The organism is Streptomyces sp. NPDC104761, from assembly GCF_055583445.1.
On record NZ_JBVJNZ010000001.1, the window covers coordinates 391858 to 414774 of the forward strand.

Annotated in this window: 21 protein-coding genes; 10 read left to right on the top strand and 11 right to left on the bottom strand. The window is 72.3% G+C overall.

Features of this window, described 5'->3' with window-relative positions; translation table 11 throughout:
* Positions 1 to 189 precede the first annotated feature (189 nt).
* A complete protein-coding gene (locus ACZ63F_RS01805; protein ID WP_469707727.1) occupies positions 190 to 1074 on the bottom strand; it encodes a LysR family transcriptional regulator in 885 nt (294 codons plus the stop codon).
* A gap of 119 nt (positions 1075 to 1193) precedes the next feature.
* Between ACZ63F_RS01805 and ACZ63F_RS01810 the strand changes: the two genes are divergently transcribed.
* The 5 genes from ACZ63F_RS01810 (at position 1194) to ACZ63F_RS01830 (ending at position 6524) form a co-directional block, all read left to right on the top strand.
* Positions 1194 to 1865, top strand: a complete 672-nt coding sequence (locus ACZ63F_RS01810) for a succinate dehydrogenase (RefSeq protein ID WP_469709286.1) — start codon at positions 1194 to 1196, stop codon at positions 1863 to 1865.
* 2 nt (positions 1866 to 1867) lie between these two features.
* Positions 1868 to 3817, top strand: a complete 1950-nt coding sequence (locus ACZ63F_RS01815) for a fumarate reductase/succinate dehydrogenase flavoprotein subunit (protein WP_469707728.1) — start codon at positions 1868 to 1870, stop codon at positions 3815 to 3817.
* Positions 3814 to 4563 carry a succinate dehydrogenase/fumarate reductase iron-sulfur subunit gene (locus tag ACZ63F_RS01820; protein ID WP_469707730.1) on the top strand — a complete coding sequence of 250 codons (750 nt, stop codon included), beginning with the start codon at positions 3814 to 3816 and terminating at the stop codon, positions 4561 to 4563. Before ACZ63F_RS01815 ends, ACZ63F_RS01820 begins: the two co-directional genes overlap by 4 nt.
* Before the next feature lie 324 nt (positions 4564 to 4887).
* Positions 4888 to 5661 carry a GNAT family N-acetyltransferase gene (locus tag ACZ63F_RS01825; RefSeq protein WP_469707732.1) on the top strand — a complete coding sequence of 258 codons (774 nt, stop codon included), beginning with the start codon at positions 4888 to 4890 and terminating at the stop codon, positions 5659 to 5661.
* Positions 5661 to 6524, top strand: coding sequence for a lysophospholipid acyltransferase family protein (locus ACZ63F_RS01830; protein WP_469707733.1), 864 nt, complete (start codon positions 5661 to 5663; stop codon positions 6522 to 6524). Before ACZ63F_RS01825 ends, ACZ63F_RS01830 begins: the two co-directional genes overlap by 1 nt.
* Positions 6525 to 6729: 205 nt before the next feature.
* Here ACZ63F_RS01830 and ACZ63F_RS01835 read toward each other — a convergent pair whose 3' ends face one another.
* Together ACZ63F_RS01835 and ACZ63F_RS01840 are read right to left on the bottom strand one after the other, a co-directional pair.
* Positions 6730 to 9066 (bottom strand): ATP-binding cassette domain-containing protein, encoded by a 2337-nt coding sequence (locus ACZ63F_RS01835; RefSeq protein WP_469707735.1) that lies wholly within the window; start codon positions 9064 to 9066, stop codon positions 6730 to 6732.
* Between the two features lie 74 nt (positions 9067 to 9140).
* Entirely contained in the window at positions 9141 to 9332 is a 192-nt protein-coding gene (locus ACZ63F_RS01840; RefSeq protein ID WP_469707737.1) for an antitoxin, read from the bottom strand.
* 213 nt (positions 9333 to 9545) lie between these two features.
* Between ACZ63F_RS01840 and ACZ63F_RS01845 the strand changes: the two genes are divergently transcribed.
* Positions 9546 to 12017 carry an ATP-dependent Clp protease ATP-binding subunit gene (locus ACZ63F_RS01845; RefSeq protein WP_469707739.1) on the top strand — a complete coding sequence of 824 codons (2472 nt, stop codon included), beginning with the start codon at positions 9546 to 9548 and terminating at the stop codon, positions 12015 to 12017.
* 9 nt (positions 12018 to 12026) lie between these two features.
* On the opposite strand, the gene ACZ63F_RS01850 is transcribed toward ACZ63F_RS01845, so the two are convergent.
* The gene (locus ACZ63F_RS01850; protein WP_469707740.1) at positions 12027 to 13025 is read right to left on the bottom strand and encodes an LLM class flavin-dependent oxidoreductase; all 999 of its coding nucleotides are present in this window, start codon (positions 13023 to 13025) and stop codon (positions 12027 to 12029) included.
* Positions 13026 to 13138: 113 nt separating this feature from the next.
* On the opposite strand from ACZ63F_RS01850, the gene ACZ63F_RS01855 reads away from it, so the two are divergent.
* A complete protein-coding gene (locus ACZ63F_RS01855) occupies positions 13139 to 13630 on the top strand; it encodes a phosphatase domain-containing protein (protein ID WP_469707742.1) in 492 nt (163 codons plus the stop codon).
* A gap of 29 nt (positions 13631 to 13659) precedes the next feature.
* On the opposite strand, the gene ACZ63F_RS01860 is transcribed toward ACZ63F_RS01855, so the two are convergent.
* The gene (locus ACZ63F_RS01860) at positions 13660 to 13875 is read right to left on the bottom strand and encodes a dodecin (protein WP_469707744.1); all 216 of its coding nucleotides are present in this window, start codon (positions 13873 to 13875) and stop codon (positions 13660 to 13662) included.
* 195 nt (positions 13876 to 14070) lie between these two features.
* Here ACZ63F_RS01860 and ACZ63F_RS01865 point away from each other — a divergent pair, with 195 nt between their 5' ends.
* Positions 14071 to 15333, top strand: a complete 1263-nt coding sequence (locus tag ACZ63F_RS01865) for an extracellular solute-binding protein (protein WP_469707746.1) — start codon at positions 14071 to 14073, stop codon at positions 15331 to 15333.
* A gap of 109 nt (positions 15334 to 15442) precedes the next feature.
* On the opposite strand, the gene egtD is transcribed toward ACZ63F_RS01865, so the two are convergent.
* Genes egtD through egtA form a run of 4 tightly spaced genes read right to left on the bottom strand, consistent with a single transcriptional unit; the run spans position 15443 to position 19852 of the window.
* Positions 15443 to 16405, bottom strand: coding sequence for an L-histidine N(alpha)-methyltransferase (egtD, locus tag ACZ63F_RS01870; RefSeq protein ID WP_469707748.1), 963 nt, complete (start codon positions 16403 to 16405; stop codon positions 15443 to 15445).
* Positions 16402 to 17193 (bottom strand): ergothioneine biosynthesis protein EgtC, encoded by a 792-nt coding sequence (gene egtC / locus ACZ63F_RS01875; protein ID WP_469707750.1) that lies wholly within the window; start codon positions 17191 to 17193, stop codon positions 16402 to 16404. The genes egtD and egtC overlap by 4 nt, the downstream gene beginning before the upstream one ends.
* The gene (gene egtB, locus ACZ63F_RS01880; RefSeq protein ID WP_469707752.1) at positions 17193 to 18518 is read right to left on the bottom strand and encodes an ergothioneine biosynthesis protein EgtB; all 1326 of its coding nucleotides are present in this window, start codon (positions 18516 to 18518) and stop codon (positions 17193 to 17195) included. Before egtB ends, egtC begins: the two co-directional genes overlap by 1 nt.
* Positions 18515 to 19852 carry an ergothioneine biosynthesis glutamate--cysteine ligase EgtA gene (egtA, locus tag ACZ63F_RS01885; protein ID WP_469707754.1) on the bottom strand — a complete coding sequence of 446 codons (1338 nt, stop codon included), beginning with the start codon at positions 19850 to 19852 and terminating at the stop codon, positions 18515 to 18517. The genes egtB and egtA overlap by 4 nt, the downstream gene beginning before the upstream one ends.
* Before the next feature lie 300 nt (positions 19853 to 20152).
* On the opposite strand from egtA, the gene ACZ63F_RS01890 reads away from it, so the two are divergent.
* Entirely contained in the window at positions 20153 to 20980 is an 828-nt protein-coding gene (locus ACZ63F_RS01890; protein ID WP_469707757.1) for a TIGR02452 family protein, read from the top strand.
* A gap of 84 nt (positions 20981 to 21064) precedes the next feature.
* On the opposite strand, the gene ACZ63F_RS01895 is transcribed toward ACZ63F_RS01890, so the two are convergent.
* Both ACZ63F_RS01895 and ACZ63F_RS01900 read right to left on the bottom strand, forming a co-directional pair.
* A complete protein-coding gene (locus ACZ63F_RS01895; protein WP_469707759.1) occupies positions 21065 to 21514 on the bottom strand; it encodes a type II toxin-antitoxin system PemK/MazF family toxin in 450 nt (149 codons plus the stop codon).
* 19 nt (positions 21515 to 21533) lie between these two features.
* Positions 21534 to 22334, bottom strand: coding sequence for an alpha/beta fold hydrolase (locus ACZ63F_RS01900; protein ID WP_469707761.1), 801 nt, complete (start codon positions 22332 to 22334; stop codon positions 21534 to 21536).
* 62 nt (positions 22335 to 22396) lie between these two features.
* Between ACZ63F_RS01900 and ACZ63F_RS01905 the strand changes: the two genes are divergently transcribed.
* Complete coding sequence (locus tag ACZ63F_RS01905; protein WP_469707763.1) at positions 22397 to 22810, top strand: MarR family winged helix-turn-helix transcriptional regulator; 414 nt, start codon at positions 22397 to 22399, stop codon at positions 22808 to 22810.
* The last annotated feature ends 107 nt before the right edge of the window (positions 22811 to 22917 follow it).

Here is a 22917-nt window from a genome sequence, read left to right on the forward strand (position 1 = left end):
GCCAGGGGTCGGGCCGCTCGGTACAACGCGGGCTGTCGGTGGTTGCTCGCGCAGTTCCCCGCGCCCTTTTCGGGGCGTGCACCTGGCGCCCCTTTAGGGGCGCGGGGCCGTATTCGACGTGCGGCTCCGCCGCGTGGGCGCGACCAGTCCCCACGCACCCGCACCCGACCACGCTACGTCACCGATCGGTCACCGCTCCAACAGCATCCTCTGCAACTCCCTGGCGGCCCGCGGCGGCGCCACGTCACTCCGGTGCGCCAACGCGATCGTCCGATGCAACCCCGGCCGGGCCAACGGAGTGACCCGCAACCCCCGCCCCGACCGCGCGGCAACCATCCGCGGCACCACGGCCACCCCCAACCCGGCCCGCACAAACCCCAGCACCGCGTCCATCTCGCCCCCCTCGACCGCGAAGGCCGGCTCGAACCCGGCGGAGCGACATGCCGCGACGGTCAGCTCCCGCAGGTCGTACCCGTGCCGGAACATCACCAGCCGCTCCCCCTCCAGATCGGAGATCTTCACCCCGCCCCGCCCCCGGCCGGGCGCCGTCGCCTCGGGCGAGGACACCACCACCAGGTCCTCCCGCAACAGCTCCACGGTCGTCAGCGCGGGCGAGGCCGGCGGCAGCGGCAGCACGATCAGCGCCAGGTCCAGCGCCCCGCGCGCCAGCTCCCGCACCAGGTCGTGGGAGCCGTTCTCCTCGATCAGCAGCTGGATCCCGGGATACCGGTCGTGGAACGCCCGCAGCACGTCCGGCAGCAACCCGGTGCACAGACTCGGCGTCGCCCCCAGCCGTACCCGGCCGCTCCGCAGCTGCACCAGCTCCTGCACCTCGTGCCGGGCGGTGTCCGCGTCCGCGAGGATGCGCCGGGCCAGCGGCAGCAGCGCCTCGCCCGCGTCGGTGAGGGTGATGTTGCCCCGCGCGCGCAGGAAGAGATCCGCCCCCAGCTCCCGCTCCAGCGCCTTGATCTGCTGGGACAGCGACGGCTGGGCGACATGGACCAGCTCCGCGGCCCGGGTGAAGTGCCGGGTCTCGGCCACGGCGACGAAGTACTGAAGCTGCTGGAACTGCATGGGGACACGATAGCTTCCGGCTATGGAATCCAGCCGGACCATGTCTTGGACCGATCGGGTGGTCCGGCCCTACCGTCATCCCCATGGCTCTGGCAACGCGGACGGACCGACGGCCGTCCATGGCGCGCACGATGTGGGACAGCTCCGTCGGCAAGAAGACCGTGATGGCCGTCAGCGGCCTGATCATGCTGCTCTACCTGGTCGTCCACATGATCGGGAACCTGAAGATCTACTTCGGGGCCGGCGAGTTCAACCACTACGCCCACTGGCTGCGCACCATCGGCGAACCGTTCATGCACTACGAGTGGACGCTCTGGCTCATCCGGATCGTCCTGGTCGTCGCCGTGGTCGCCCACGCCACGTCCGCCTACCAGCTCAGCCGTCGCGACATCAGGGCACGCCCGAGCAAGTACGTGCACACGAAGCAGCGGGCCTCCTACGCCACCCGCACCATGCGCTGGGGCGGGATCATCCTCGGCCTGTTCATCGTCTGGCACATCCTCGACCTGACCACCGGCACGGTGCACTCCGGCGGCTTCCAGGAGGGCCACCCGTACCAGAACGTCGTGGACACCTTCTCCACCTGGTACGGCGACGTCATCTACATCGTCGCGATGCTCGCGCTCGGCCTGCATGTGCGGCACGGCTTCTGGAGCGCCGCCCAGACCCTCGGCGTCGGCAGCCGCACCCGTGACCGCGCCCTCAAGATCACGGCCGACGTCCTCGCGCTGCTGCTCACGGCCGGATTCATCGCCGTACCCGTGGGTGTCATGACCGGAGTGGTGAGCTGAACATGACCGAATACGTGAACTACACGACCGGCGAACCCGTCTCCGACGGCAAGGCCCCCGCGGGACCGGTCAACGAGCGCTGGGACAAGCGCCGTTTCGAGGCCAAGCTGGTCAACCCCGCCAACCGGCGCAAGCACACGGTGATCGTCGTGGGCACCGGCCTGGCCGGCGGCTCCGCCGGGGCCACCCTCGCCGAACAGGGCTACCACGTCGTCCAGTTCTGCTACCAGGACTCCCCGCGCCGCGCCCACTCGATCGCCGCGCAGGGCGGCATCAACGCGGCGAAGAACTACCGCAACGACGGCGACTCCGTCCACCGGCTGTTCTACGACACCGTCAAGGGCGGCGACTTCCGGGCCCGCGAGTCCAACGTCCACCGCCTCGCGCAGATCTCCGTCGAGATCATCGACCAGTGCGTGGCGCAGGGCGTGCCGTTCGCCCGCGAGTACGGCGGGCTGCTCGACACCCGGTCGTTCGGCGGTGTCCAGGTGTCCCGGACCTTCTACGCCCGCGGCCAGACGGGCCAGCAGCTGCTCCTCGGCGCCTACCAGGCGCTGAGCAGGCAGATCGCCGCCGGGAACGTGGAGATGCACCCGCGCACGGAGATGCTCGACCTGATCGTCGTCGACGGACGCGCGCGCGGGATCGTGGCCCGGGACCTGATCACCGGGAAGATCGACACGTACTTCGCGGACGCCGTCGTGCTCGCGAGCGGTGGTTACGGCAACGTCTTCTACCTGTCGACGAACGCCATGAACTCCAACGCCACCGCGATCTGGCGGGCGCACCGGCGCGGTGCCTGGTTCGCCAACCCCTGCTTCACCCAGATCCACCCCACCTGCATCCCGCGCACCGGCGACCACCAGTCCAAGCTCACCCTGATGAGCGAGTCGCTGCGCAACGACGGCCGGATCTGGGTGCCCAAGGCCAAGGGCGACACCCGGCCCGCGAACCGGATCCCCGAGGACGAGCGCGACTACTACCTGGAGCGCATCTACCCGTCCTTCGGCAACCTGGTCCCGCGCGACATCGCCTCCCGCGCCGCGAAGAACGTCTGCGACGAGGGCCGGGGCGTCGGCCCGGGCGGCCAGGGTGTCTACCTGGACTTCGCCGACGCGATCAGGCGCATGGGGCGCAAGGCCGTCGAGGCCAAGTACGGCAACCTCTTCGACATGTACCAGCGGATCACGGACGAGGATCCGTACGAGGTGCCGATGCGGATCTACCCCGCCGTGCACTACACGATGGGCGGGCTCTGGGTCGACTACGACCTCCAGACCACCGTTCCCGGCCTGTTCGCGGTCGGCGAGGCCAACTTCTCCGACCACGGCGCCAACCGGCTCGGCGCGAGCGCGCTGATGCAGGGCCTGGCCGACGGCTACTTCGTCCTCCCGGCCACCATCAACGACTACCTCGCCCGCAACCCCCACCAGGACGCGGTGACCGGCGAACACCCCGTCGTCCAGGATGTGCTGGCCGAGACCGAGGACCGGCTGAACCTGCTGCTGTCCGTCGACGGCGACCGCACCCCCGACTCCTTCCACCGCGAACTCGGCGAGCTGATGTGGGAGTTCTGCGGCATGGCCCGCACGGACGCCGGACTGCGCAAGGCGCTTGAGCGCATCCCGCAGATCCGCGAGGAGTTCTGGCGCCGGATCAAGGTGCCGGGGACGGGCGAGGAGTTCAACCAGTCCCTGGAGAAGGCCAACCGCATCGTCGACTACCTGGAGCTGGCCGAGCTGATGTGCCTCGACGCGCTGCACCGCGCCGAGTCCTGCGGCGGCCACTTCCGGGAGGAGTCCCAGACGCCGGACGGCGAGGCCGCCCGCAAGGACGACGAGTTCGCGTACGCGGCCGCCTGGGAGTTCACCGGCACCGGGGACGCCCCGGTGCTGCACAAGGAAGACCTGGTCTTCGAGTACGTCCACCCCACCCAGCGGAGCTACGCATGAAGCTCACCCTGCGCGTCTGGCGGCAGCGGAACGCCGACGCCGACGGCGCGATGTCCACGTACGAGGTGGACGGCATCTCCTCCGACATGTCGTTCCTGGAGATGCTCGACACCCTCAACGAGGAGCTCATCCTCAAGGGCGAGGATCCCGTCGCCTTCGACCACGACTGCCGCGAGGGGATCTGCGGCGCGTGCTCCCTGGTGATCAACGGGGACGCGCACGGGCCGGAGCGCACCACCACCTGCCAGCTGCACATGCGGTCCTTCAAGGACGGCGACACGATCGACATCGAGCCGTGGCGGGCGTCGGCGTTCCCGGTGATCAAGGACCTGGTCGTCGACCGGTCGGCGTTCGACCGGATCATCCAGGCCGGCGGGTACATCACCGCGCCGACCGGGGCGGCGCCGGAGGCGCACGCCACGGCGGTGCCGAAGGCCGACGCCGACTTCGCGTTCGAGCACGCCGAGTGCATCGGGTGCGGGGCGTGTGTGGCGGCGTGCCCGAACGGGGCGGCGATGCTGTTCACCTCCGCCAAGGTCAATCACCTCAACGTCCTGCCGCAGGGGGCGCCCGAGCGGGAGACGCGGGTGCTGGACATGGTGGCGCAGATGGATGCGGAGGGGTTCGGGGGCTGCACGCTGACGGGGGAGTGCGCGACGGCTTGCCCGAAGGGGATTCCGCTGGTGTCCATTACGAGCATGAACAGGGAGTGGCTGCGGGCTACCCGGAAGGTGGGAAAGCGGTAGCGCCGTTGCGGGCTGTGGCGCCGTCGTGGCTTGTCGCGCAGTTCCCCGCGCCCCCTTCAGGTGCGCTTCAGTGAACGTTCGCCGAAAGGTGCGGACGGGCGGGGTCGGGGTTGGTGCTCTCCGGCCCCGTCTCGCGTTTCAGGGTGGCCGTGGGTTCACGGTAGCGTTACCCCGACGCGTCCCTCAGTGACCGTACACCCTCCGACCCCCGGCATTCAGCAGTCCCACATCCACGGGTCCCGCGCATGTCACGCCGAGTCCAGCCTGCCACGGAAGAAAGCAGGTGCAGATTTCCTCAGCTTCCGCTCGGCGCAGGAGACCTCCATGACCGCCATGCCCGCCTCACCCCCCGCTCTCGCCGCCCCGCCCGGGGACTCCGGCTACCTGGTGCAGCTCGCCCGTGACGAGGACGACGTCCGGGCCGCACAGCGGCTGCGCCACCAGGTGTTCGCCGGAGAGATGGGCGCCCGGCTCGACGGGCCGGAGCCGGGACTGGACGTGGACGCCTTCGACGCGTACTGCGACCACCTCCTCATCCGCGAGGCCCTCACCGGCGAGGTCGTCGGCACCTACCGGCTGCTGCCGCCGGAGCGTGCCGCGGTGGCCGGCCGTCTCTACTCCGAGGGCGAGTTCGACCTGAGCCCGCTCGCCCCGATCCGCCCCGGCCTCGTCGAGGTCGGCCGCTCCTGCGTGCACCCCGCCCACCGCGACGGTGCCGTCATCGGCCTGATCTGGGCCGGCATAGCCCGCTACATGGTCGACCGCGGCCACGAGTGGCTGGCCGGCTGCTGCTCCGTCCCGCTCGCCGACGGAGGCGCCCTCGCCGCCGCCACCTGGGACCGGGTGCAGGCCAAGCACCTCGCGCCCGAGGAGTTCCGGGTACGGCCGCTGCACCCCTGGGTCCCCGACGTGCCCGCCCCCGAGGGCCGTACCGAGCTGCCCGCCCTGCTGCGCGGTTACCTCCGCCTCGGCGCCTGGGTGTGCGGCGAGCCCGCGCACGACCCGGACTTCGGGGTCGCCGACATGTACGTGCTGCTGTCGATGCGCCGCGTCAACGCGCGCTATCTGCGGCACTTCCTCTCGCTCGTCCCGGCCTGATGAGCGTCTGGCTGCCCAGCGCGCCCTGCACCCCGGGCGCCTGCGTGGAGCGTGCGGGGTCCCTGACGACCCTGCCCCGGGCCGTGCTGCGGTTCGCCGCAGTCGTGGCCCTGATGCTCGTCGCCATCGCGCTGCTGCCGCTCGGCGGGAGGATCCCCACCGAGTGGGTGCGGCGGTTCTCCCGCACGCTCGTGCGGGCCGCCGGGGTCCAGGTCCGGATCACCGGCAGCGCCCCGAGCACCGGCGGAGTGCTGCTCGTCGCCAACCACATCTCCTGGATGGACATCCCGCTGCTGGCCGCCGTACGGCCGGCGCGGATGCTCGCCAAGAAGGAGATCCGCGAGTGGCCGGTCGCCGGCGCGCTGGTGGCCGGGGCCGGGGCGCTGTTCATCGACCGGGACCGGCTGCGTGCCCTGCCGGACACGGTCGGCCGGATCGCGGGAGCGCTGCGGGAGGGGGCCGCGGTGGTCGCCTTCCCGGAGGGCAGCACCTGGTGCGGCCGGGCCCAGGGACGGTTCCGGCGGGCCGTGTTCCAGGCCGCACTGGACGCCGGCGCGGCCGTGCAGCCGGTGCGGCTGCACTACCGGCTGGAAGCCGGAGCGGCCAGCACCGTGCCCGCCTACGTCGGCGCGGACACGCTGCTGGCCTCCCTCTGGCGAGTGGTCTCGACCCGCGGCCTGGTGGCTGAGGTGGACATACGGCCGCTGATAGCGGCCGGCAGTCACCCGGACCGTCGTACCCTCGCCCGCGCCGCCCAGCCGGTGACCCACGAGCCGGCCTGGACGCACGCGGCTCTGGTGAGCCCCGAGCGGGCTGCTCAGTGGTCGGTCTCCAAGTGGAGCCTGAGCAGGTCGACTCCGTAGTCGCCGCCGTTGGGCGTGCGGATGACGGTGTGCATGTGCTGCTGGGTGGGGGTGCCGTCGGGGCCGCGGATTGGTCTCGCCCAGCCAGGAGAAGGAGGTCTGGTCGAGGTGCTTCTCGACCTGCGTCATCTGCACCCCGGCGTGGCCGTCGTCCATGGAGCCGACGTACACCCGGACCAGGTCGAGGAAGCGTTCCTGAAGACTCTCAGGGGAGGGAACGGGACAGATAGGGCGCGGTGACGCTGTCCCCGGACCGGGCCACCTCGGCAGGCGGGCCCGCCGCGACGATCCGCCCGCCCTCGTCCCCGCCGCCCGGCCCCAGGTCGATCACCCAGTCGGCGTCGGCCACCACCGTCATGTCGTGCTCGACCACCACGACCGTGTGCCCGGCGTCGACCAGCCCGTGCAACTGCCGCATCAGCACCTCGACATCGGCCGGGTGCAGTCCTGTCGTCGGCTCGTCGAGGAGGTAGAGGCTGTGGCCGCGCCGGCCGCGCTGTAGTTCGCCCGCCAGCTTGATGCGCTGGGCCTCGCCGCCGGACAGCTCGGTGGCGGGCTGCCCGAGCCGCAGATAGCCGAGGCCCACGTCGAGGAGCGTGGCCAGGCTGCGCACGGCGGCCGGGGTGTCCGCGAAGAACTCCGCAGCGCCCGCCACGGTCAGCTCCAGCACCTCGGCGATGTTCCGCCCCCGGTAGGTCACTTCGAGCGTCTCGGGGTTGTAGCGCGCCCCGCCGCAGTCCGGGCACGGCGCGTAGGTGCTCGGCAGGAACAGCAGCTCGACGCTGACGAACCCCTCGCCCTGGCAGGTCTCGCAGCGGCCGCCGGCCACGTTGAAGGAGAACCGCCCCACGCCGTAACCCCGTTCCCGCGCCTGCCCGGTGGCCGCGAACACCTTCCGTACGACGTCGAACAGGCCGGTGTAGGTGGCCAGGTTGGAGCGCGGGGTGCGGCCGATCGGCTTCTGGTCGACGGCGACCAGACGTCCGACCTCGGCCGGCTCCTCGGTGATCGCGCCGATCAGCGTCGACTTGCCGGAGCCGGAGACCCCGGTGACGGCGGTGAGGACACCGAGCGGGAACGCGGCGGTGACCCCACGGAGGTTGTGCCGGGTCACCGGGCCCACCGTCAGCCAGCCTCTGGCGGGCCGCGGTGCCCGTGCCGGGACGGGATCCCGCGCGAACAGGTAGCGGGCGGTGGCGGACTCCGCGACGCCGGCCAGCTCCGCCACCGGTCCGCTGTGCAGCACCTCGCCGCCGTGCTCGCCGGCCCGTGGACCCACGTCCACCAGCCAGTCGGCGGCGCGCACCACGTCCAGGTGGTGTTCCACCACGAACACCGAGTTCCCGGCCGCCCTCAGCCGCTTCAGCACGGTCAGCAGCGCCTCGGTGTCCGCCGGGTGCAGACCGGCCGACGGCTCGTCCAGGACGTAGACGACGCCGAACAGCCCGGACCGCAACTGGGTGGCCAGGCGCAGGCGTTGGAGTTCGCCCGCGGAGAGGGTGGGGGTGGCCCGGTCGAGGCTGAGATAGCCGAGCCCCATCTCGGTGACGGGCGCGATGCGGGCGGTGAGGTCCGCGGTGAGGACCCGCACGGTCTCCGACTCGGCCTGCCCGTCCAGGAGCCGGGACAGTTCTGTCAGCGGCAGCGCCACGAGTTCGGCGATCGTACGGCCTGCGAACGTCACGGCGAGCGCCTCCGGCCGAAGCCTGCTGCCGCCGCACACCGGACAGGGCGCACTGGTCAGGAACCGCTCGGCCTTCGCCCGCAGCGCCGGGCTCCTGGAGTCCGAGAAGGTCTTCAGCACGTACCGGCGGGCACTCATGTACGTGCCCTGGTACGGCCGTTGGATGCGGTCGGCGTCCCGGACCGGGTGCACGGTGACCACGGGCTGCTCGTCCGTGAAGAGGATCCACTCGCGCTGCTCGGCGGGCAGGTCCCGCCACGGCAGGTCGACGTCGTGGCCGAGCGCGTCCAGGATGTCCCGCAGGTTCTTGCCCTGCCAGGCACCCGGCCAGGCGGCGATCGCGCCCTCGCGGACGGACAGCGAAGGGTCGGGGACCAGGGACTCCTCGGTGACCCGGTGCACCCGGCCCAGGCCGTGGCACTCGGGGCAGGCGCCCGCCGCCGTGTTGGGGGAGAACGCGTCGGAATCGAGCCGCTCGGCGCCCGGCGGATAGTCCCCGGCGCGCGAGAACAGCATGCGCAGGGAGTTGGAGAGGCTGGTGACCGTGCCGACCGAGGAGCGGGAGGTGGGGGCCGAGCGGCGCTGCTGCAGCGAGACCGCCGGCGGCAGCCCGCTGATCTCCGCGACCTTCGGCGCCCCGACCTGGTGGATCAGCCGGCGCGCGTACGGCGCGACCGACTCGAAGTAGCGCCGCTGGGCCTCGGCGTAGATCGTGCCGAACGCCAGGGACGACTTCCCCGAGCCGGACACACCGGTGAAGACGGCCAGCACGTCCCGGGGGATGTCCACGTCGACGCCCCTGAGGTTGTGCTCACGGGCGCCGCGCACGCGGACGTACGGGTCGTGGGGGCTGTGCATCGTACGGACACTCCGGGACGGACGGCTCGCGGGGCAGGGACAAACCCCGCGATCCTAGCCCGCACGGTCGGCGTCTACTGCGGAGGGTCGCCCCGCCTCCGCTCCCGTTCGATGTAGTCGTCGGCCTGCTTCTGGGCCGTGTCGACCTGGGACTGGTACTTGTTTCCGGTCCGCTGGTCGATCATGTCGCCGCCCTTGCGGACGCCCTGTCTGGCCTGGTCCTCGTGGCCCTTGAGCATCCCCTTGAGCTTGTCCAGCATGGACATGGCAGCCCTCCTCGCTGGTTTGCGGCTTTCACCCCCAGCGTCACCGGCCGGGGCGCCGTCCGCATCTCGGCGGCCGTCCCCGTGCGGGCCCGGCACGCCTGTGCGAGCTTGGAAGACGCGGATTGCCGCCGATCGCGAAGCCCTCCGGAGAGGCTCTCGCGCAGCCGCCCCGCGCGCCGCCCCGCACAGCTGTCCGCAGAAAGGCCCGGCCCCATGAGTACTTCCGGTTTCGGATTCGGACGCAGCCCCTTCGAGGAGTTCGACGAGCTGATGTCCCGCTTCTTCGGCGGCGCGGGAGCGGGGGCCCAGCCCCGCCGCGCCCAGCGCGTGGACATCGGCAGTCTGCTGTCCGAACGGGCCCGGGAGCTGGTCGCCGAGGCCCGCGACCTCGCCGCCGTCGAGGGCAGCGACGAACTGGACGCCCGGCATCTGCTGGCCGCCGCCACCACCCACGACTCCACCCGGCGGCTGCTCACCGAGGCGGGCGCCGACCCCGACCAGCTCAGGGCTCGGCTCACCGCCGGCCACGGCGGCGGCGAGAAGGCGGAGCCCGCCACCCTCACCCCGGCCGCCAAACGCGCCCTCCTCGACGCGTACCAGATCTCCCGTGCCGAGGGCGCCTCCTACATCGGCCCCGAGCACCTGCTGCGCGCGCTCGCCGCGAACCCGGAGTCGGCGGCCGGCCGGGCGCTCGGCGAAAGCGGCTGGGAGCCGACCCGGATGCCGGCCGAGGGCGCCGGGGAGCGCAGGAAGCCCAGCACCACGCCGACCATCGACGAGTACGGCCGTGACCTCACCGAGGACGCCCGGGCCGGGCGCCTGGACCCGGTGATCGGGCGGGACGAGGAGGTCGAGCAGACCATCGAGGTGCTCTCCCGGCGCAGCAAGAACAACCCGGTCCTGATCGGTGACCCGGGCGTCGGCAAGACCGCCATCGTGGAGGGGATCGCGCAGCGGATCATCGCCGGGGACGTGCCCGAGACGCTCGAGGGCAAGCGGCTGGTCTCCCTCGACCTGGCCGGGATGGTGGCCGGCACCAAGTACCGGGGCGAGTTCGAGGAACGGCTGAAGAAGCTGCTCGACGAGGTCCGCGAACACGGTGACGAACTCGTGCTGTTCCTCGACGAACTGCACACGGTCGTGGGTGCGGGCGGCGGCGGGGACGGCTCACTCGACGCGGGCAACATCCTCAAACCGGCCCTCGCGCGTGGCGAGTTGCACCTGATCGGCGCGACCACCGTCGACGAGTACCGCAAGCACATCGAGAAGGACGCGGCCCTGGAGCGCCGGTTCGCGCCCATCCTGGTCGGCGAGCCCACCGTCGACGACACCGTCGAGATCCTGCGCGGCCTGCGCGACCGCTACGAGGCCCACCACCAGGTCCGCATCACCGACGAGGCGGTGGTCGCGGCGGCCGAGCTGTCCGACCGGTACATCACCTCGCGGTTCCTGCCCGACAAGGCGATCGACCTGATGGACCAGGCGGCGGCCCGGGTCCGGCTGCGCTCGAAGACGCCGCCCACCGACACCCGGGACATCGAGGACCGCATCGCCGCCCTGAACCGGGAGAAGGACCAGGCCGTCGCCGACGAGGAGTACGAGCGGGCCAAGGAGCTCCGCGACCGCATCAAGGACACCGAGGCCGAGCTGGAACAGGCCGGCACCGCCGAGGAACACGCGCCCAAGGTCACCGCCGAGGACATCGCCGAGGTCGTCTCCCGCACCACCGGCATCCCGGTCGCCGAGCTCACCGAGGAGGAGCGGGAGCGCCTGATGAAGCTGGAGGAGCACCTGCACGAGCGGGTCGTCGGCCAGGACGAGGCGATCACCGCCGTCGCCCGCGCGGTGCGCCGTGCCCGCGCCGGCATGAGCGACCCCAACCGGCCCGTCGGCAGCTTCCTCTTCCTCGGCCCCACCGGCGTCGGCAAGACCGAGCTGGCGCGCGCCCTGGCCGCGGCCCTCTTCGGCGACGAGACCCGCATGATCCGCCTCGACATGAGCGAGTTCCAGGAGCGCCACACCGTCTCCCGGCTGGTCGGCGCCCCGCCCGGATACGTCGGCCACGAGGAGGCCGGCCAGCTCACCGAGGCGGTGCGCAGGCAGCCGTACGCCGTGCTGCTCCTCGACGAGGTGGAGAAGGCCCACCCGGACGTCTTCAACACCCTGCTCCAGCTCCTCGACGACGGCCGCCTCACCGACGCCCAGGGCCGTACCGTCGACTTCAAGAACACCGTCGTCATCATGACGTCGAACATCGGTGCCGACCGCATCCTGGCCGCCGGCACGGAGGACTACGCGAAGGTCCGCGAGGCGGTCATGCCCGTACTCCAGCAGCACTTCAGGCCGGAGTTCCTGAACCGTATCGACGAGATCATCGTCTTCCGCGGCCTGGACCGCACCCAACTGCGCGAGATCGTCGACCTGCTGCTGGAACACACCCGACGCAGGCTGCACGCCCAGGACGTCACGCTCGAAGTCACCGACAGCGCCGCCGAGTTGCTCGCCAACCTCGGCCACGAGCCGGACTTCGGCGCCCGTCCGCTGCGCCGCACCATCCAGCGCGAGGTCGACGACCGCCTCGCCGACCTGCTGTTGTCCGGGCAGCTCGTGGCGGGCGAGCGGGCGGTGGTGGACGCGGCGGACGGTGAGATCGTGATCCGCTCCGACAAGCCGGTCACGGTCTGACCGGTCCGGTCAGGAGGCGATGATCCCGGCCAGCCGCCGGTACGAGTCCAGCAGGGCCGCACGGTCGTACGTGCTCGTGGTGACCAGCACCTCGTCGGCACCGGTCTCCTTCAGGACCGTCTCCAGTTCATGGGCGACCTGGTCCTCGGTGCCGGCGATGTGCCCGGCGAGCCCGGACTCGTAGAAGCCGCGTTCCCGCGCGGTCATCGTCCGGGCCTCGACGGCCTCGGCCGGGGGCAGCGGGGGGAACGTCCCGTGGGTGCGGGAGTACGCCATGGACCAGGCCTCCGGGACGAGCAGCCGGCGGGCCGCCTCGGGTGTCTCGGCGACGGCGACCGTCCCGGAGATCACGACGTACGGCTCGGCGGCCCACGGGGAGGGCCGGAAGCGGTCGCGGTAGCGCTCGATGCCGTGCCGCATCTTCTCGCGGCCCCGGAGGTCGCCGATGACCATGGGCAGCCCGGCCCGGGCCGCGATGTCCGCGCCCTCGCCCATCGCCAGCACGAACGGCGGCACCCGCAGCCCCTCCGCCGGGCGGGCCCGTACCCCCGTCGGCGAGGTCCCCTCGAACCAGCCGAGCAGGTCGCCGAGCTGCGCCGCGAAGTCATCGGCGTCGCCCTTGTCGCGTCCCAGCGCCCTGCGCACCCCGTCGGTGAAGCCCACCGACCGGCCGAGCCCCATGTCGATCCGCCCCGGGTACAGCGACTCCAGCACACCGAACTGCTCGGCCACGACGAGCGGCCGGTGGTTGGGCAGCATCACCCCGCCGGTTCCGACCCGGATGGTCCGGGTCGCGGCAGCCACGGCCGCGGCCAGCACGGTCGGCGCCGAGCCGGCGACCCCGGGCACCCCGTGGTGCTCGGACACCCAGAAGCGGTGGTAGCCGAGCGCCTCCGCCTCCCGCGCCAGCGCCACCGTGTCCCGCAGCGCCGCACCGGGCGCGTGCCCCTCGCGGGTGCGGGAGCGGTCGAGGACGGAGAACCGGGTCCGGGCGATGGTTGCGTTCACACAGGGTTCAACAGCCGCGCGGCCACGGGATTCCCGCGGGGCTCCTGCGCCGTGGGCACCCTGAGGCCGCCGTGGCCCGAACCCGCGGGGGCGGCGCGTTCTAGGCTTGCCGGGTGACCGAGAGCAGCAAGCGCCCGATCGCCGTGTTCGACATCGACAACACCCTCGCCGACACCGCGCACCGGCAGCGGTTCCTGGAGCGCAAGCCCAGGGACTGGGACGCGTTCTTCGCGGCCGCGCCGCACGATCCGCCGCTCGCCGAGGGGATCGCGCTGGCCGTCGCCGGCGCCGAGGAGTGCGACATCGTCTACCTCACGGGGCGCCCCGAGCGCTGCCGCCGCGACACGCTGGACTGGCTCGCCGCCCACGGACTGCCCGAGGGGCGTGTGCACATGCGGCGCAACGCCGACCGCAGGCCGGCCCGGCAGACCAAGCTGGAGATCCTGCGGCGGCTCGCGGAACGGCGTTCGGTCCGCGTCCTGGTCGATGACGACGAGCTGGTGTGCGACGCCGCCGAAAGGGCCGGGTTCACCGTCGTACGGGCCCGCTGGGCCGACCGTTCGGCCGCGCTGGAGCAGGCCCAGGAGGGGGAGGGGCGGACCTGAGGGTGCGGCGTCGGCCCGCTTCGGCCTCTTCAGCCTTCTTCGTCGATGCGGAAGCCCACCTTCAGGCCTACCTGGTAATGCTCGATCTGCCCGTTCTCGATCTGGCCCCTGACCTGCGTGACCTCGAACCAGTCCAGGTTGCGCAGGGTCTGGTTGGCGCGTGCGACACCGTTGCGGATGGCCTGGTCGATGCCCTCGTGCGAGGTGCCGACGATCTCGGTGACCCGGTAGGTGTTGTTGGTCATCGGGAAGCTCCTCTCGTCGTCACTCCACGGTGCCGCATCCGGAAGCGGAGCGCGAGGCGTCGGTTCCGAAACGCCGACAGCCCTTGACCCTCCGTATTGGTCCATACCAAAATCCCGTACACCCGTACGGGCCCCAGTGCTCGTTCCCCCACGTCGGGCCTCTTCGCCTGTCCGCCAGACAGAACAGGAACCCCCGTGAGACATCGCCGCCCGCTCGCCCTCGTCTGCGTGTCCGCCGCCCTGCTGAGCGCCTGTGGGGTGCTGCCGGGCGAAGGAGGTGGGCGCCACACGGTCACGGTCTGGCTGATGCGGAACAGCGCCTCGGCGGACTTCCTGCGCCGCTTCACCGCGGACTTCGAACGCACCCACCAGGACATCCGCCTGGACATCCGCATCCAGGACTGGAGCGGCATCGTCGACAAGGTGCAGACGGCCCTGAAGAGCGACTCCGCCGATGCGCCCGACGTCATCGAGGTCGGCAACACCCAGGTCCCGCAGTACGTCGAGGACGGCCGGCTCACCGACCTCACCCTGGAGTCGATGCGCGACTGGGGCAAGGAGCACTGGCTGCCCGGCCTCGCCGAGCCCGGCTCGGACGACTCCCGGCAGTACGGCATCCCCTGGTACGCCGCCAACCGGGTCGTCATCTACCGCAAGGACCTGTTCAGGAAGGCCGGGATCACCGCCCCGCCGAAGACCCGCGCGCAGTGGCTGGCCGACACCGGGAAGCTCAACTCCGGTGGCAATCAAGGGATCTACCTCGCCGGACAGGACTGGTACACCCTCTCCGGGTTCATCTGGGACGAGGGCGGCGACCTCGCCCAGGAGACGGACGCCCAGTGGAAGGGCACCCTCGACAGCCCGGCCGCGCTGCGCGGGATGGACTTCTACCGGCAACTCCAGGCCCTCGGCAAGGGCCCCGTCGACGCCGACGAGGAACACCCGCCCCAGGCCCAGGTGTTCGCCGGCGGACAGGCGGCGCAGATCGTCGCGGTGCCCGGCCTCGCCCAGTCCATCGTGCAGGAGAATCCCGAACTCAAGGACGACATCGGCTACTTCCCGGTGCCGGGACTCACCGCGGCCCACCCCGGCGCCGTCTTCACCGGCGGCTCCGACCTCGTCGTACCGCAGAACACCGACCGGCCCTACGACGCGACCGCCGTCGTCGGTGCCCTGACCGGCGCCAAGTGGGACACCGACCTCGCCCGCACCATGAACTACGTGCCCAACAAGACCACCCTGGCGGGTGCGGTGGCAGGCGAGGAGGGGGTCGCCGCCATGGCGGCGGGCGCCGCACGAGGGCGGGCGACCCCCCACACCCCCGACTGGCCGGCGGTGGAGGCCGACAACCCGATCAAGGGCTACATGACCAAGGTGCTCGACGGAGCGGACCCCGAGACCGAGGCCCGCCGCGCCTCCCGCCGCATCACCGAACTGCTCGCACCGAACTTCGGGTGAGCCGGCGCCACGGTTCGGTAGCACCCCAAAGAGGCGCGAGGAACTGCGCGACCGGCCACGACGGCGCCGCGGACGACAGACGGCACGGAACGGCGCGTCCGCCGGGCACTCAGCGCGCCACGCTCAGCGACAGCGCGAAGCGCCCCTGTGCGTCGGTCCACCAATGGGTCAGCTCCAGCCCCGCACCGGCCAGTTCGGCGGTCACCCCGGGCCGCCGGAACTTCGCCGACACCTCGGTGCGCAGTTCCTCGCCCGCCGCGAAGTCCACGGCCAGATCGAGCGCGGGCACCTTCACGGTCTGCGCCACCCGGGACCGCAGCCGCATCTCGATCCACTCGTTGTCCGCGTCCCACAGCGCGACGTGGTCGAAGGCCTCCGGGTCGAAGTCGGCGTCCAGTTCCCGGTCCACGACGGCGAGGACGTTCTTGTTGAACTCGGCCGTCACCCCGGCCGCGTCGTCGTACGCCCGGACCAGCACCTCCTCGTCCTTGACCAGGTCGGTGCCGAGCAGCAGTGCGTCGCCGGGCGCGAGCCGCCGGCGCACCGAGGCCAGGAACTCCGCCCGCTCGGCGGGCAGCAGGTTGCCGATCGTGCCGCCGAGGAAGACCAGGAGCCGGGGTCCCGGCGTCTCGGGCAGCTCAAGGCGGCCGGTGAAGTCGGCGATCAGGGCGTGCACGGACAGCCCCGGCCGCTCCGCGACGAGCGCCTCGCCGGCCTGCGTGAGGGCGCTCTCGCTGACGTCGACCGGGACGTACACCTCCAGGCCGGTGAGCGCGTCGATGAGCAGGCGGGTCTTCTCGGAGGAGCCCGAGCCCAGCTCCACCAGGGTGCGGGCGCCGCTCGCGGCGGCGATCTCGCCGGACCGGGCGATCAGGATCTCCCGCTCGGCCCGGGTCGGGTAGTACTCGGGCAGCTCGGTGATCTGCTCGAACAGCTCGCTGCCCCGGGCGTCGTAGAACCACTTCGGCGGCAGCGTCTTGGGGGATGCGGTGAGGCCGGTCAGGACATCGGCGCGCAGCGCGGCGTCCGTCGCGTCCTCGGGAAGGGTGCGGGTGACACGGAAGGGACTCACGTACAGGGCTCCTTAGGTGGTACCGATGCCAGGTCCTCGACCGGGTTCTCGACGGGCGTGAGGACGACGCCCGCGCGGCTCGCGGTGAGCAGCGTGCGGTCGGGGACCTCCTGCCAGCGCGGGTCGTCGTCGTACGGCTCGGAGGCGACGACGGTGCGCAGGCCGGGTTCCGCGAGGTAGTGGAGGCTGTCGCCCCAGGCGGTGGCGGTGATGGTCTCGCCGTCGGTGAGGAGGAGGTTGAGCCGGGCCGCGGGTGCTGCCTCGGCCACCTGCTGAACCGTTTCCGCAAGGGCCGGGCCCGGCTCCGTACCGGACCGCAGCCGGTGCAGCGCCAGCGCCCAGACGAACGCCGAATCGGTGCGGGCCTCCATCGACAGCAGGTCGGCCGGGGGCAGCAGCGGGACCAGGGGCGCCATGACCCCGGGCCAGCCGGGGATCGCCCCGTTGTGGCTGAACAGCCAGCGGCCCGCGGCGAACGGCGCCGCCGCCGCCTCCGCGTCCGCGCCGGCCAGGGTCGCGTCCCGGACGGCGGCCAGCAGCGCGCCGGTGCGCACGACCCGGGCCAGGTCGGCGAAGGACTGGTCGGCCCAGATCGGCCCGGCGCGCCGGTAGCGGGCCGGCTGCGGATCGTCCGGGGCGTACCAGCCGATCCCGAAACCGTCCGCGTTGACCGTCCCGTACCGCTGGAGCCGGGGTGCCCACGACTGCCGGTACAGGGAGTGCTCCGGCTCCACGAGGAGCCGCCCGAGCGGCTCCTCGGGTCCCAGGCAGGCCAGGTGACGGCACATCAGGCCGCCTCCGCCGACCGGGCGGTGCGGAAGCCGGAGAAGATCTGCCGCCGGATCGGGTAGTCCCAGTTGCGGAACGTCCCCCGGCAGGCCACCTGGTCCACGGCGAACGAACCGCCGCGCAGCACCTTGTACTCGGGCCCGAAGAACACCTCCGAGTACTCCTTGTACGGGAAGGCGGTGAAGCCGGGGTAGGGGAGGAAGTCGCTGGACGTCCACTCCCACACGTCACCGATCAACTGCCGTACACCGAGCGGTGACTCGCCCTCCGGGTAGCTGCCGGCCGGGGCCGGGCGCAGGTGCCGCTGGCCCAGGTTGGCGTGGTGCGGCGCCGGGTCGGCGTCGCCCCACGGGTAGCGCCGGGACCGGTTCTCGCCGGGGTGGTGCCGGGCGGCCTTCTCCCACTCGGCCTCGGTGGGCAGCCGGCGCCCGGCCCAGCGGGCGTAGGCGTCCGCCTCGTACCAGGACACGTGCAGCACCGGCTCCTCGGGCGGCACGACCTCCGTGACCCCGAAGCGGCGGCGCAGCCACTGGCCGCCCTCCCGGTGCCAGAAGTGCGGCGCGGTGATCGAGTGCTGCCGGATGTGCGCCCAGCCGTCGGGTGTCCACCAGCGCTCCTGCTCGTAACCGCCGTCCTCGATGAACGCCAGGTACTGACCGTTGGTCACCGGCGTGGTGTCGATCCAGTAGGGCGCCACCTCCCGCCGGTGCGCGGGGCGTTCGTTGTCCAGCGCCCAGGGCTCGGTGGAGGTGCCCATGGTGAACGGGCCGCCGGGGACCAGGACTTCGGGCGGGCCGGTGAACGGCGGCGCCGGAGCCGGGTCCGGGGCGGTCAGGGCCTGGGGGCCCCTGCGGAGCTGATGGGTGATCAGCATCGTCTCGTCGTGCTGCTGTTCGTGCTGCGCGATCATCCCGAAGGCGAAGCCCGCCTCGGTCAGCCGGCTGCCGCTGAACGCCGCGCCCTCCAGCAGGTCCAGGGCCCGGCCGCGCACCTCGGCCGCGTACTGCCGGGCCTCGGCGGGCGGCAGCAGGGGCAGCGAGGGCCGCTCGGAGCGCGGATGCTCGAAGGCGTCGTAGAGGCTGTCGATCTCGGGCCGCATCGCCTCCCGGCCGCCGACGTTGCGCAGCAGCCACAGCTCCTCCTGGTTGCCGATGTGCGCGAGGTCCCAGACCAGCGGGGACATCAGCGGGGAGTGCTGGGCGGTGAGGTCGGGCCCCTCCACGCAGCTGGTCAGCAGCGTGGTGCGGTCGCGGGCCGTGGTCAGGGACTTCAGCGCCCGGTCCCGCAGGGTCTCGATATCGATGTCGACGTCGGTCTCGGTCATGCGCTGATGTCCTTCCCATGGGCGCGACCGGCCGTGCCGCGCAGTCTGTCCAGCAGGTCGTCGGCCGGGCAGCGGCCCCGCAGCACGTACCGGTCCCGGTACGCCGCCACGGCGTCCACGACCCCGGAGCTCGCGCCGATCCTCGGCAGGGCGTCGAGCGCCGCCGTGAAACAGGCGACGGCGGCCTCGTGCAGCTCGGGGTCGCGGAGCCCGGAGCGGGCCGCGTCGATCCACAGCGGGTTGTTCGGGGCGGGCCGCGGGCCCGCCCGCTCGGCCAGCGGTTTCACCGTCCGGTACGCGGTCTCCGCGGCCTCCGGGTCGTCGAACAGGGCCGCCGTCACCGCCAGCGGCACGATCCACCCGTCGTCGCCGGGCTGCGCGTCGATCATCCGCAGCTCCAGATGACCGCGCGGCCTGACCGGCGGGAACAGCGTGGTCAGGTGGTAGGCGAGATCCGCGCCGGTGGGTGGGACGGGCGTTCTTGACCGGGTCCAGGCCCGGAAGGTCAGCTCCTCGGGGACCTCCCAGGGGCCGCCGTCCCGTCGTACGCACATCACCGGTGCGTCGAGGACGTGCCGGGCCCAGGCGGTGCGCGGGTCGCCGTCCAGCGGGGGCGCGCCCGCGCGGCCCGCGCCGATCTCCATCCACAGCAGCTGCCGGGTGGAGAGCCAGCCGGTGGGCCGGTGCCCGACCAGCGGGGAGTTGGCGAACGCGGCCACCAGTACCGGGCCCAGCTGGTGGGCCAGCCACCAGCGCCGGGTGTAGCCGAGCGGGCCGGGCTCCTCGTGGCCGGCGTCCAGGCAGACCTGGACGGACGCCGAGGAGCACATCATGTGGCGGCCCGCCGTGCCGGTACGGTCCAGGCAGCTCTCCATCGCGTCGTAGCGCGGCTCGCGCAGGAAGCGGCGGGGGGTGTGCCAGGGATCGTGACCGACGCCCACGAGTCCGAGGTCCTGTTCGGCGAGGACCTTGCGGACGGCGTCCAGGTCGGCGGAGACGGTGCCGATGCACTCCGTGAGGGAGGCGGCGGGCGGCGAGCTGAGCTCCAGCTGGCCGCCGGGTTCGACGGTGAGCGCCGACCCCAGGGGCACCGTGCGCAGTGCGGCGTAGGCCGCTTCGAGTCGTTCGGGTGTCACCGGGAGCTGCGGCGTGCGCAGCTCGTGAACCAGCCATTCCACCTCGACCCCGAGCGTGCGGGGCGGGCCGGTCTTGAAGCAGATGCCCTTGACCAGGGCCTCCACCTCGGCTTCGGTGACAGCCGTGCGGTCGTCCGAGAAGTCGGTTTTCACCGACCCGTCGGTACAGTCGCCGCTGTCGGATATTGAGTCGGACATGTCGGGATCCTCCTGAGATTCCACCATGCCACCGTCCCGGCCGTGGATGCGTCCGGGGCGGCATCGTCCGTCCCACCCAAGACCTTCACGTCGATTCGCACAAGGGTGCCTATCGGGACGTTCTAGATCGGTAACCTCTTCTTCCATGCCGCTTCGTTGCTGGTTCCTTGCGTGTTTCCGGCCGTTTCAGGCCAGGGAAACTCCGTTGCACGGCACCTCCAGCATCACCCAGGATGCGTGCATGAGCACGACGGGGGAGGCCGCGCGGGCCGCGGCCATGGCGTCCACGGGGGTGGCGCCATGAGCGCGCGCCTGCGCGGCATCGCACGGCAGACCGAGCAGATCGTGGCGGCGGGCGGCTACCGCACGCCCGACGGCCGGCAGGTCCTGCTGGCCGACGGCATCGCGGCCGCACGGGCCGGGACGCGGCTGTACGGCCCGGAACCGGTGCCGGTCCCGCCGGCCCCGGACCCGGACCTGGCCGCCGTCTTCGAGGTCACGGGCGAGAGCAGCCTGGAGGCCGCCCGCCGCCTCGCCGACGCCCCGGTGGCCGTGCTCAACTTCGCCTCGGCCCGCAATCCGGGCGGCGGTTACCTGAACGGCGCCCAGGCGCAGGAGGAGGCCCTGTGCCGCGCCTCCGCGCTGTACACGTGCGTGCGGGAGGCCGCCGCGTACTACGAGCACCACCGCGCGCACCGCGACCCCTTCTACACGGACCGCGTGATCCACTCCCCGGCCGTCCCGGTCTTCCGCGACGACCGCGGCGCGCTGCTCGCCGAGCCCTACCGCGCGGGTTTCCTCACGGCCGCCGCGCCCAACGCGGGCGTGATCCGGCGGACGGCTCCGGAGCGGGCCGGCGAACTGCCGGGGGCCCTCGCCGTACGGGCCGAACGGGTGCTGGAGGTGGCCGCGGCCCACGGCTACCGGCGACTGGTCCTCGGCGCCTGGGGCTGCGGGGTGTTCCAGAACGACCCCGCACAGGTCGCGGCCGCCTTCCGTGAACTGCTGGGCCCCGGCGGCCGGTTCGCGGGGACCTTCGCCCACGTGGTGTTCGGGGTCCTGGACCGTACGCCGGGATCCGTGATCCGTGGTGCCTTCGCCGAGGCGTTCCGGACCGTCGGGGTCTGAGCGGGTCCGGCGAAGGCCGCTGCGGGTCGGCAACTGCCCCCGAAGGGGCGCCGGCGGCACGGCAACTTCAGCGGAGCGCCCCGCTCAGTTCCAGCCGTAGCGCTCGTGCAGCCGGTGGCGTACGAGGTTGAAGCGGCCCCGGTCGAGCGCGCAGGCCTCGCGGCGCATGCCGTCCTCGTGCAGCCGCAGTACGCGGTCCACGTCCACCCAGGAGTCACGGCCGGTGCGGTCCCAGGGCCCGCTGCCGATCGCCACCCACTCACGGTCGTTGTCGTGCCGCTTGCTGGACAGCTGGACGGCGAGCAGGGTGCCGGCCACCTCCCGGGCGACGACCAGGACCGGCCGGTCCTTGCCCCGGCCGTCGTTCTCCTCGAAGGGCACCCAGGTCCACACGATCTCACCGGGGTCGGGGTCGCCGTCGTGGGCGGGGGAGTACTCGGTGCGCACCTTGCCGACCTCGTGCGGGTCGGCCTCGGTGGTGGCGGTGGGGCCGTACCGGCCGGGGACGCTCTCGTCGTCGATAAACGCAGTCACGAGGGCACCCTATGGGGCCTCAGCCAGCGAGAACAGGCGGGGTGCCGGTCCGGCGCAGCTCGGCCTCGATCAACGCGGCCGTGACATCCGGGCGTTCGAGGTGCGGAAGGTGACCGGCTTCGGGGACCGGCTCGAACCGGCCCTGCGGGAAGGCCTTCGCGAAGGCGGCTCCGTACGCGGGCGTGACGATACGGTCGCTCTCGCCCCAGACCAGCAGCGCGGGCTGCCGCACCCGCCCCAGCCGAGGGAGCAGCTTCGGGTCGCTCATCCGGCCGCCGTCCGTGAGCAGCCGCATGGTCGCCATGTTGGCCTGGCGACGGGCGAGTTCGGCGGCGGGGAGGGTGGCCGGGTCGACGTAGAAGCGGTCCGGGTCGTGCCAGGAGTGCTCGGCCTGGGCGCGCGGGTCCAGCGCGAAGAAGTCCGTGACCGGCTCGCCTTCGATGTCCGCGCCGACCGCGTTGACGAGGATGAGGCCGGTGATCAGCCCGGCCGTGTCATGTATGGCCATCTCGGTGGCGATGCGGCCCCCCAGTGAGGAGCCGATGACCAGGACGTCGTTCAACTCCGTGTCCTGGAGCAGGTGGAGGTAGGCGACGGCGAGGTCCTCGACGTCGGTCAGCCAGTCGGGGCGTGGCGTGCCGTCCCAGCCGGGGTGGACCGGGACGATGGTGTGGGCCGACCCGGCGAGCCGGGCGGCGAGGCCGGCCACCGTGGCGGGGCCGCCGCCTCCGTGAAGTATGAGCACCGGGCGGCCGGAACCGGCCTCGGTCAGCGAGATGGAGAGGTCCGGGTACACCTGGGCGTTGCGGTTCGTCGTCATGCCGCCCACCCTAACTAAGGATATTGATATAAACAAGCTTAGTCATCGGTTACAGTGGAGCCATGCAAGACGACCTGCAAGTTCTCGGGAGAGCGGTGAAACAAGCGCAGTACCGTCAGCACCGGGCGATGGACAGCGCGCTCGCCGCCGTCGGCACCACGCTCGCACAGTGGGACGCGCTGCGCGCCATCGACCGGACGCCGGGCGCCTCGGCGCGCGAGCTGGCCGCGGCCACCTTCCAGAGCGAGCAGGCCTTCGGCACGCTGGTGGGCCGGCTGGCCGCGCAGGGGCTGGTGGAGCGGCGGCCGGGCCACGGGCGGCGGATCCAGCACCACCTCACCCCTGACGGGGAGCGGACCCTGGCGGCCGGGCACGGGGTGGCCGGCGAGGTGCTCGCCGGCTGCTTCGCCCCGCTGTCGGCCGCGGAGCGGGCGACGCTGCTGGAGCTGCTGCGGCGGCTCAACGCGCAGGAATGACGCAGGGGTGGGCCCCGGGAGCGGGGGGGGGGGGCGCACGCGGCCGACTGTTTCCCTTCCTTCTCCCCCCCACTCCCCCCCCTGGGTCTATGATACCTGGTCCCACT

What these genes read in the sequence shown, in the direction of transcription:
- egtA (WP_469707754.1), bottom strand. Translation starts at nt 19,852, where the DNA reads ATGTCCGACTCAATATCCGACAGCGGCGACTGTACCGACGGGTCGGTG.
- ACZ63F_RS01840 (WP_469707737.1), bottom strand. Translation starts at nt 9,332, where the DNA reads ATGTCCATGCTGGACAAGCTCAAGGGGATGCTCAAGGGCCACGAGGAC.
- ACZ63F_RS01900 (WP_469707761.1), bottom strand. Translation starts at nt 22,334, where the DNA reads ATGACGACGAACCGCAACGCCCAGGTGTACCCGGACCTCTCCATCTCG.
- egtB (WP_469707752.1), bottom strand. Translation starts at nt 18,518, where the DNA reads ATGACCGAGACCGACGTCGACATCGATATCGAGACCCTGCGGGACCGG.
- egtC (WP_469707750.1), bottom strand. Translation starts at nt 17,193, where the DNA reads ATGTGCCGTCACCTGGCCTGCCTGGGACCCGAGGAGCCGCTCGGGCGG.
- ACZ63F_RS01820 (WP_469707730.1), top strand. Translation starts at nt 3,814, where the DNA reads ATGAAGCTCACCCTGCGCGTCTGGCGGCAGCGGAACGCCGACGCCGAC.
- ACZ63F_RS01860 (WP_469707744.1), bottom strand. Translation starts at nt 13,875, where the DNA reads ATGACCAACAACACCTACCGGGTCACCGAGATCGTCGGCACCTCGCAC.
- ACZ63F_RS01905 (WP_469707763.1), top strand. Translation starts at nt 22,397, where the DNA reads ATGCAAGACGACCTGCAAGTTCTCGGGAGAGCGGTGAAACAAGCGCAG.
- ACZ63F_RS01835 (WP_469707735.1), bottom strand. Translation starts at nt 9,066, where the DNA reads ATGCACAGCCCCCACGACCCGTACGTCCGCGTGCGCGGCGCCCGTGAG.
- ACZ63F_RS01830 (WP_469707733.1), top strand. Translation starts at nt 5,661, where the DNA reads ATGAGCGTCTGGCTGCCCAGCGCGCCCTGCACCCCGGGCGCCTGCGTG.
- ACZ63F_RS01815 (WP_469707728.1), top strand. Translation starts at nt 1,868, where the DNA reads ATGACCGAATACGTGAACTACACGACCGGCGAACCCGTCTCCGACGGC.
- ACZ63F_RS01825 (WP_469707732.1), top strand. Translation starts at nt 4,888, where the DNA reads ATGACCGCCATGCCCGCCTCACCCCCCGCTCTCGCCGCCCCGCCCGGG.
- ACZ63F_RS01845 (WP_469707739.1), top strand. Translation starts at nt 9,546, where the DNA reads ATGAGTACTTCCGGTTTCGGATTCGGACGCAGCCCCTTCGAGGAGTTC.
- ACZ63F_RS01805 (WP_469707727.1), bottom strand. Translation starts at nt 1,074, where the DNA reads ATGCAGTTCCAGCAGCTTCAGTACTTCGTCGCCGTGGCCGAGACCCGG.
- ACZ63F_RS01810 (WP_469709286.1), top strand. Translation starts at nt 1,194, where the DNA reads ATGGCGCGCACGATGTGGGACAGCTCCGTCGGCAAGAAGACCGTGATG.
- ACZ63F_RS01890 (WP_469707757.1), top strand. Translation starts at nt 20,153, where the DNA reads ATGAGCGCGCGCCTGCGCGGCATCGCACGGCAGACCGAGCAGATCGTG.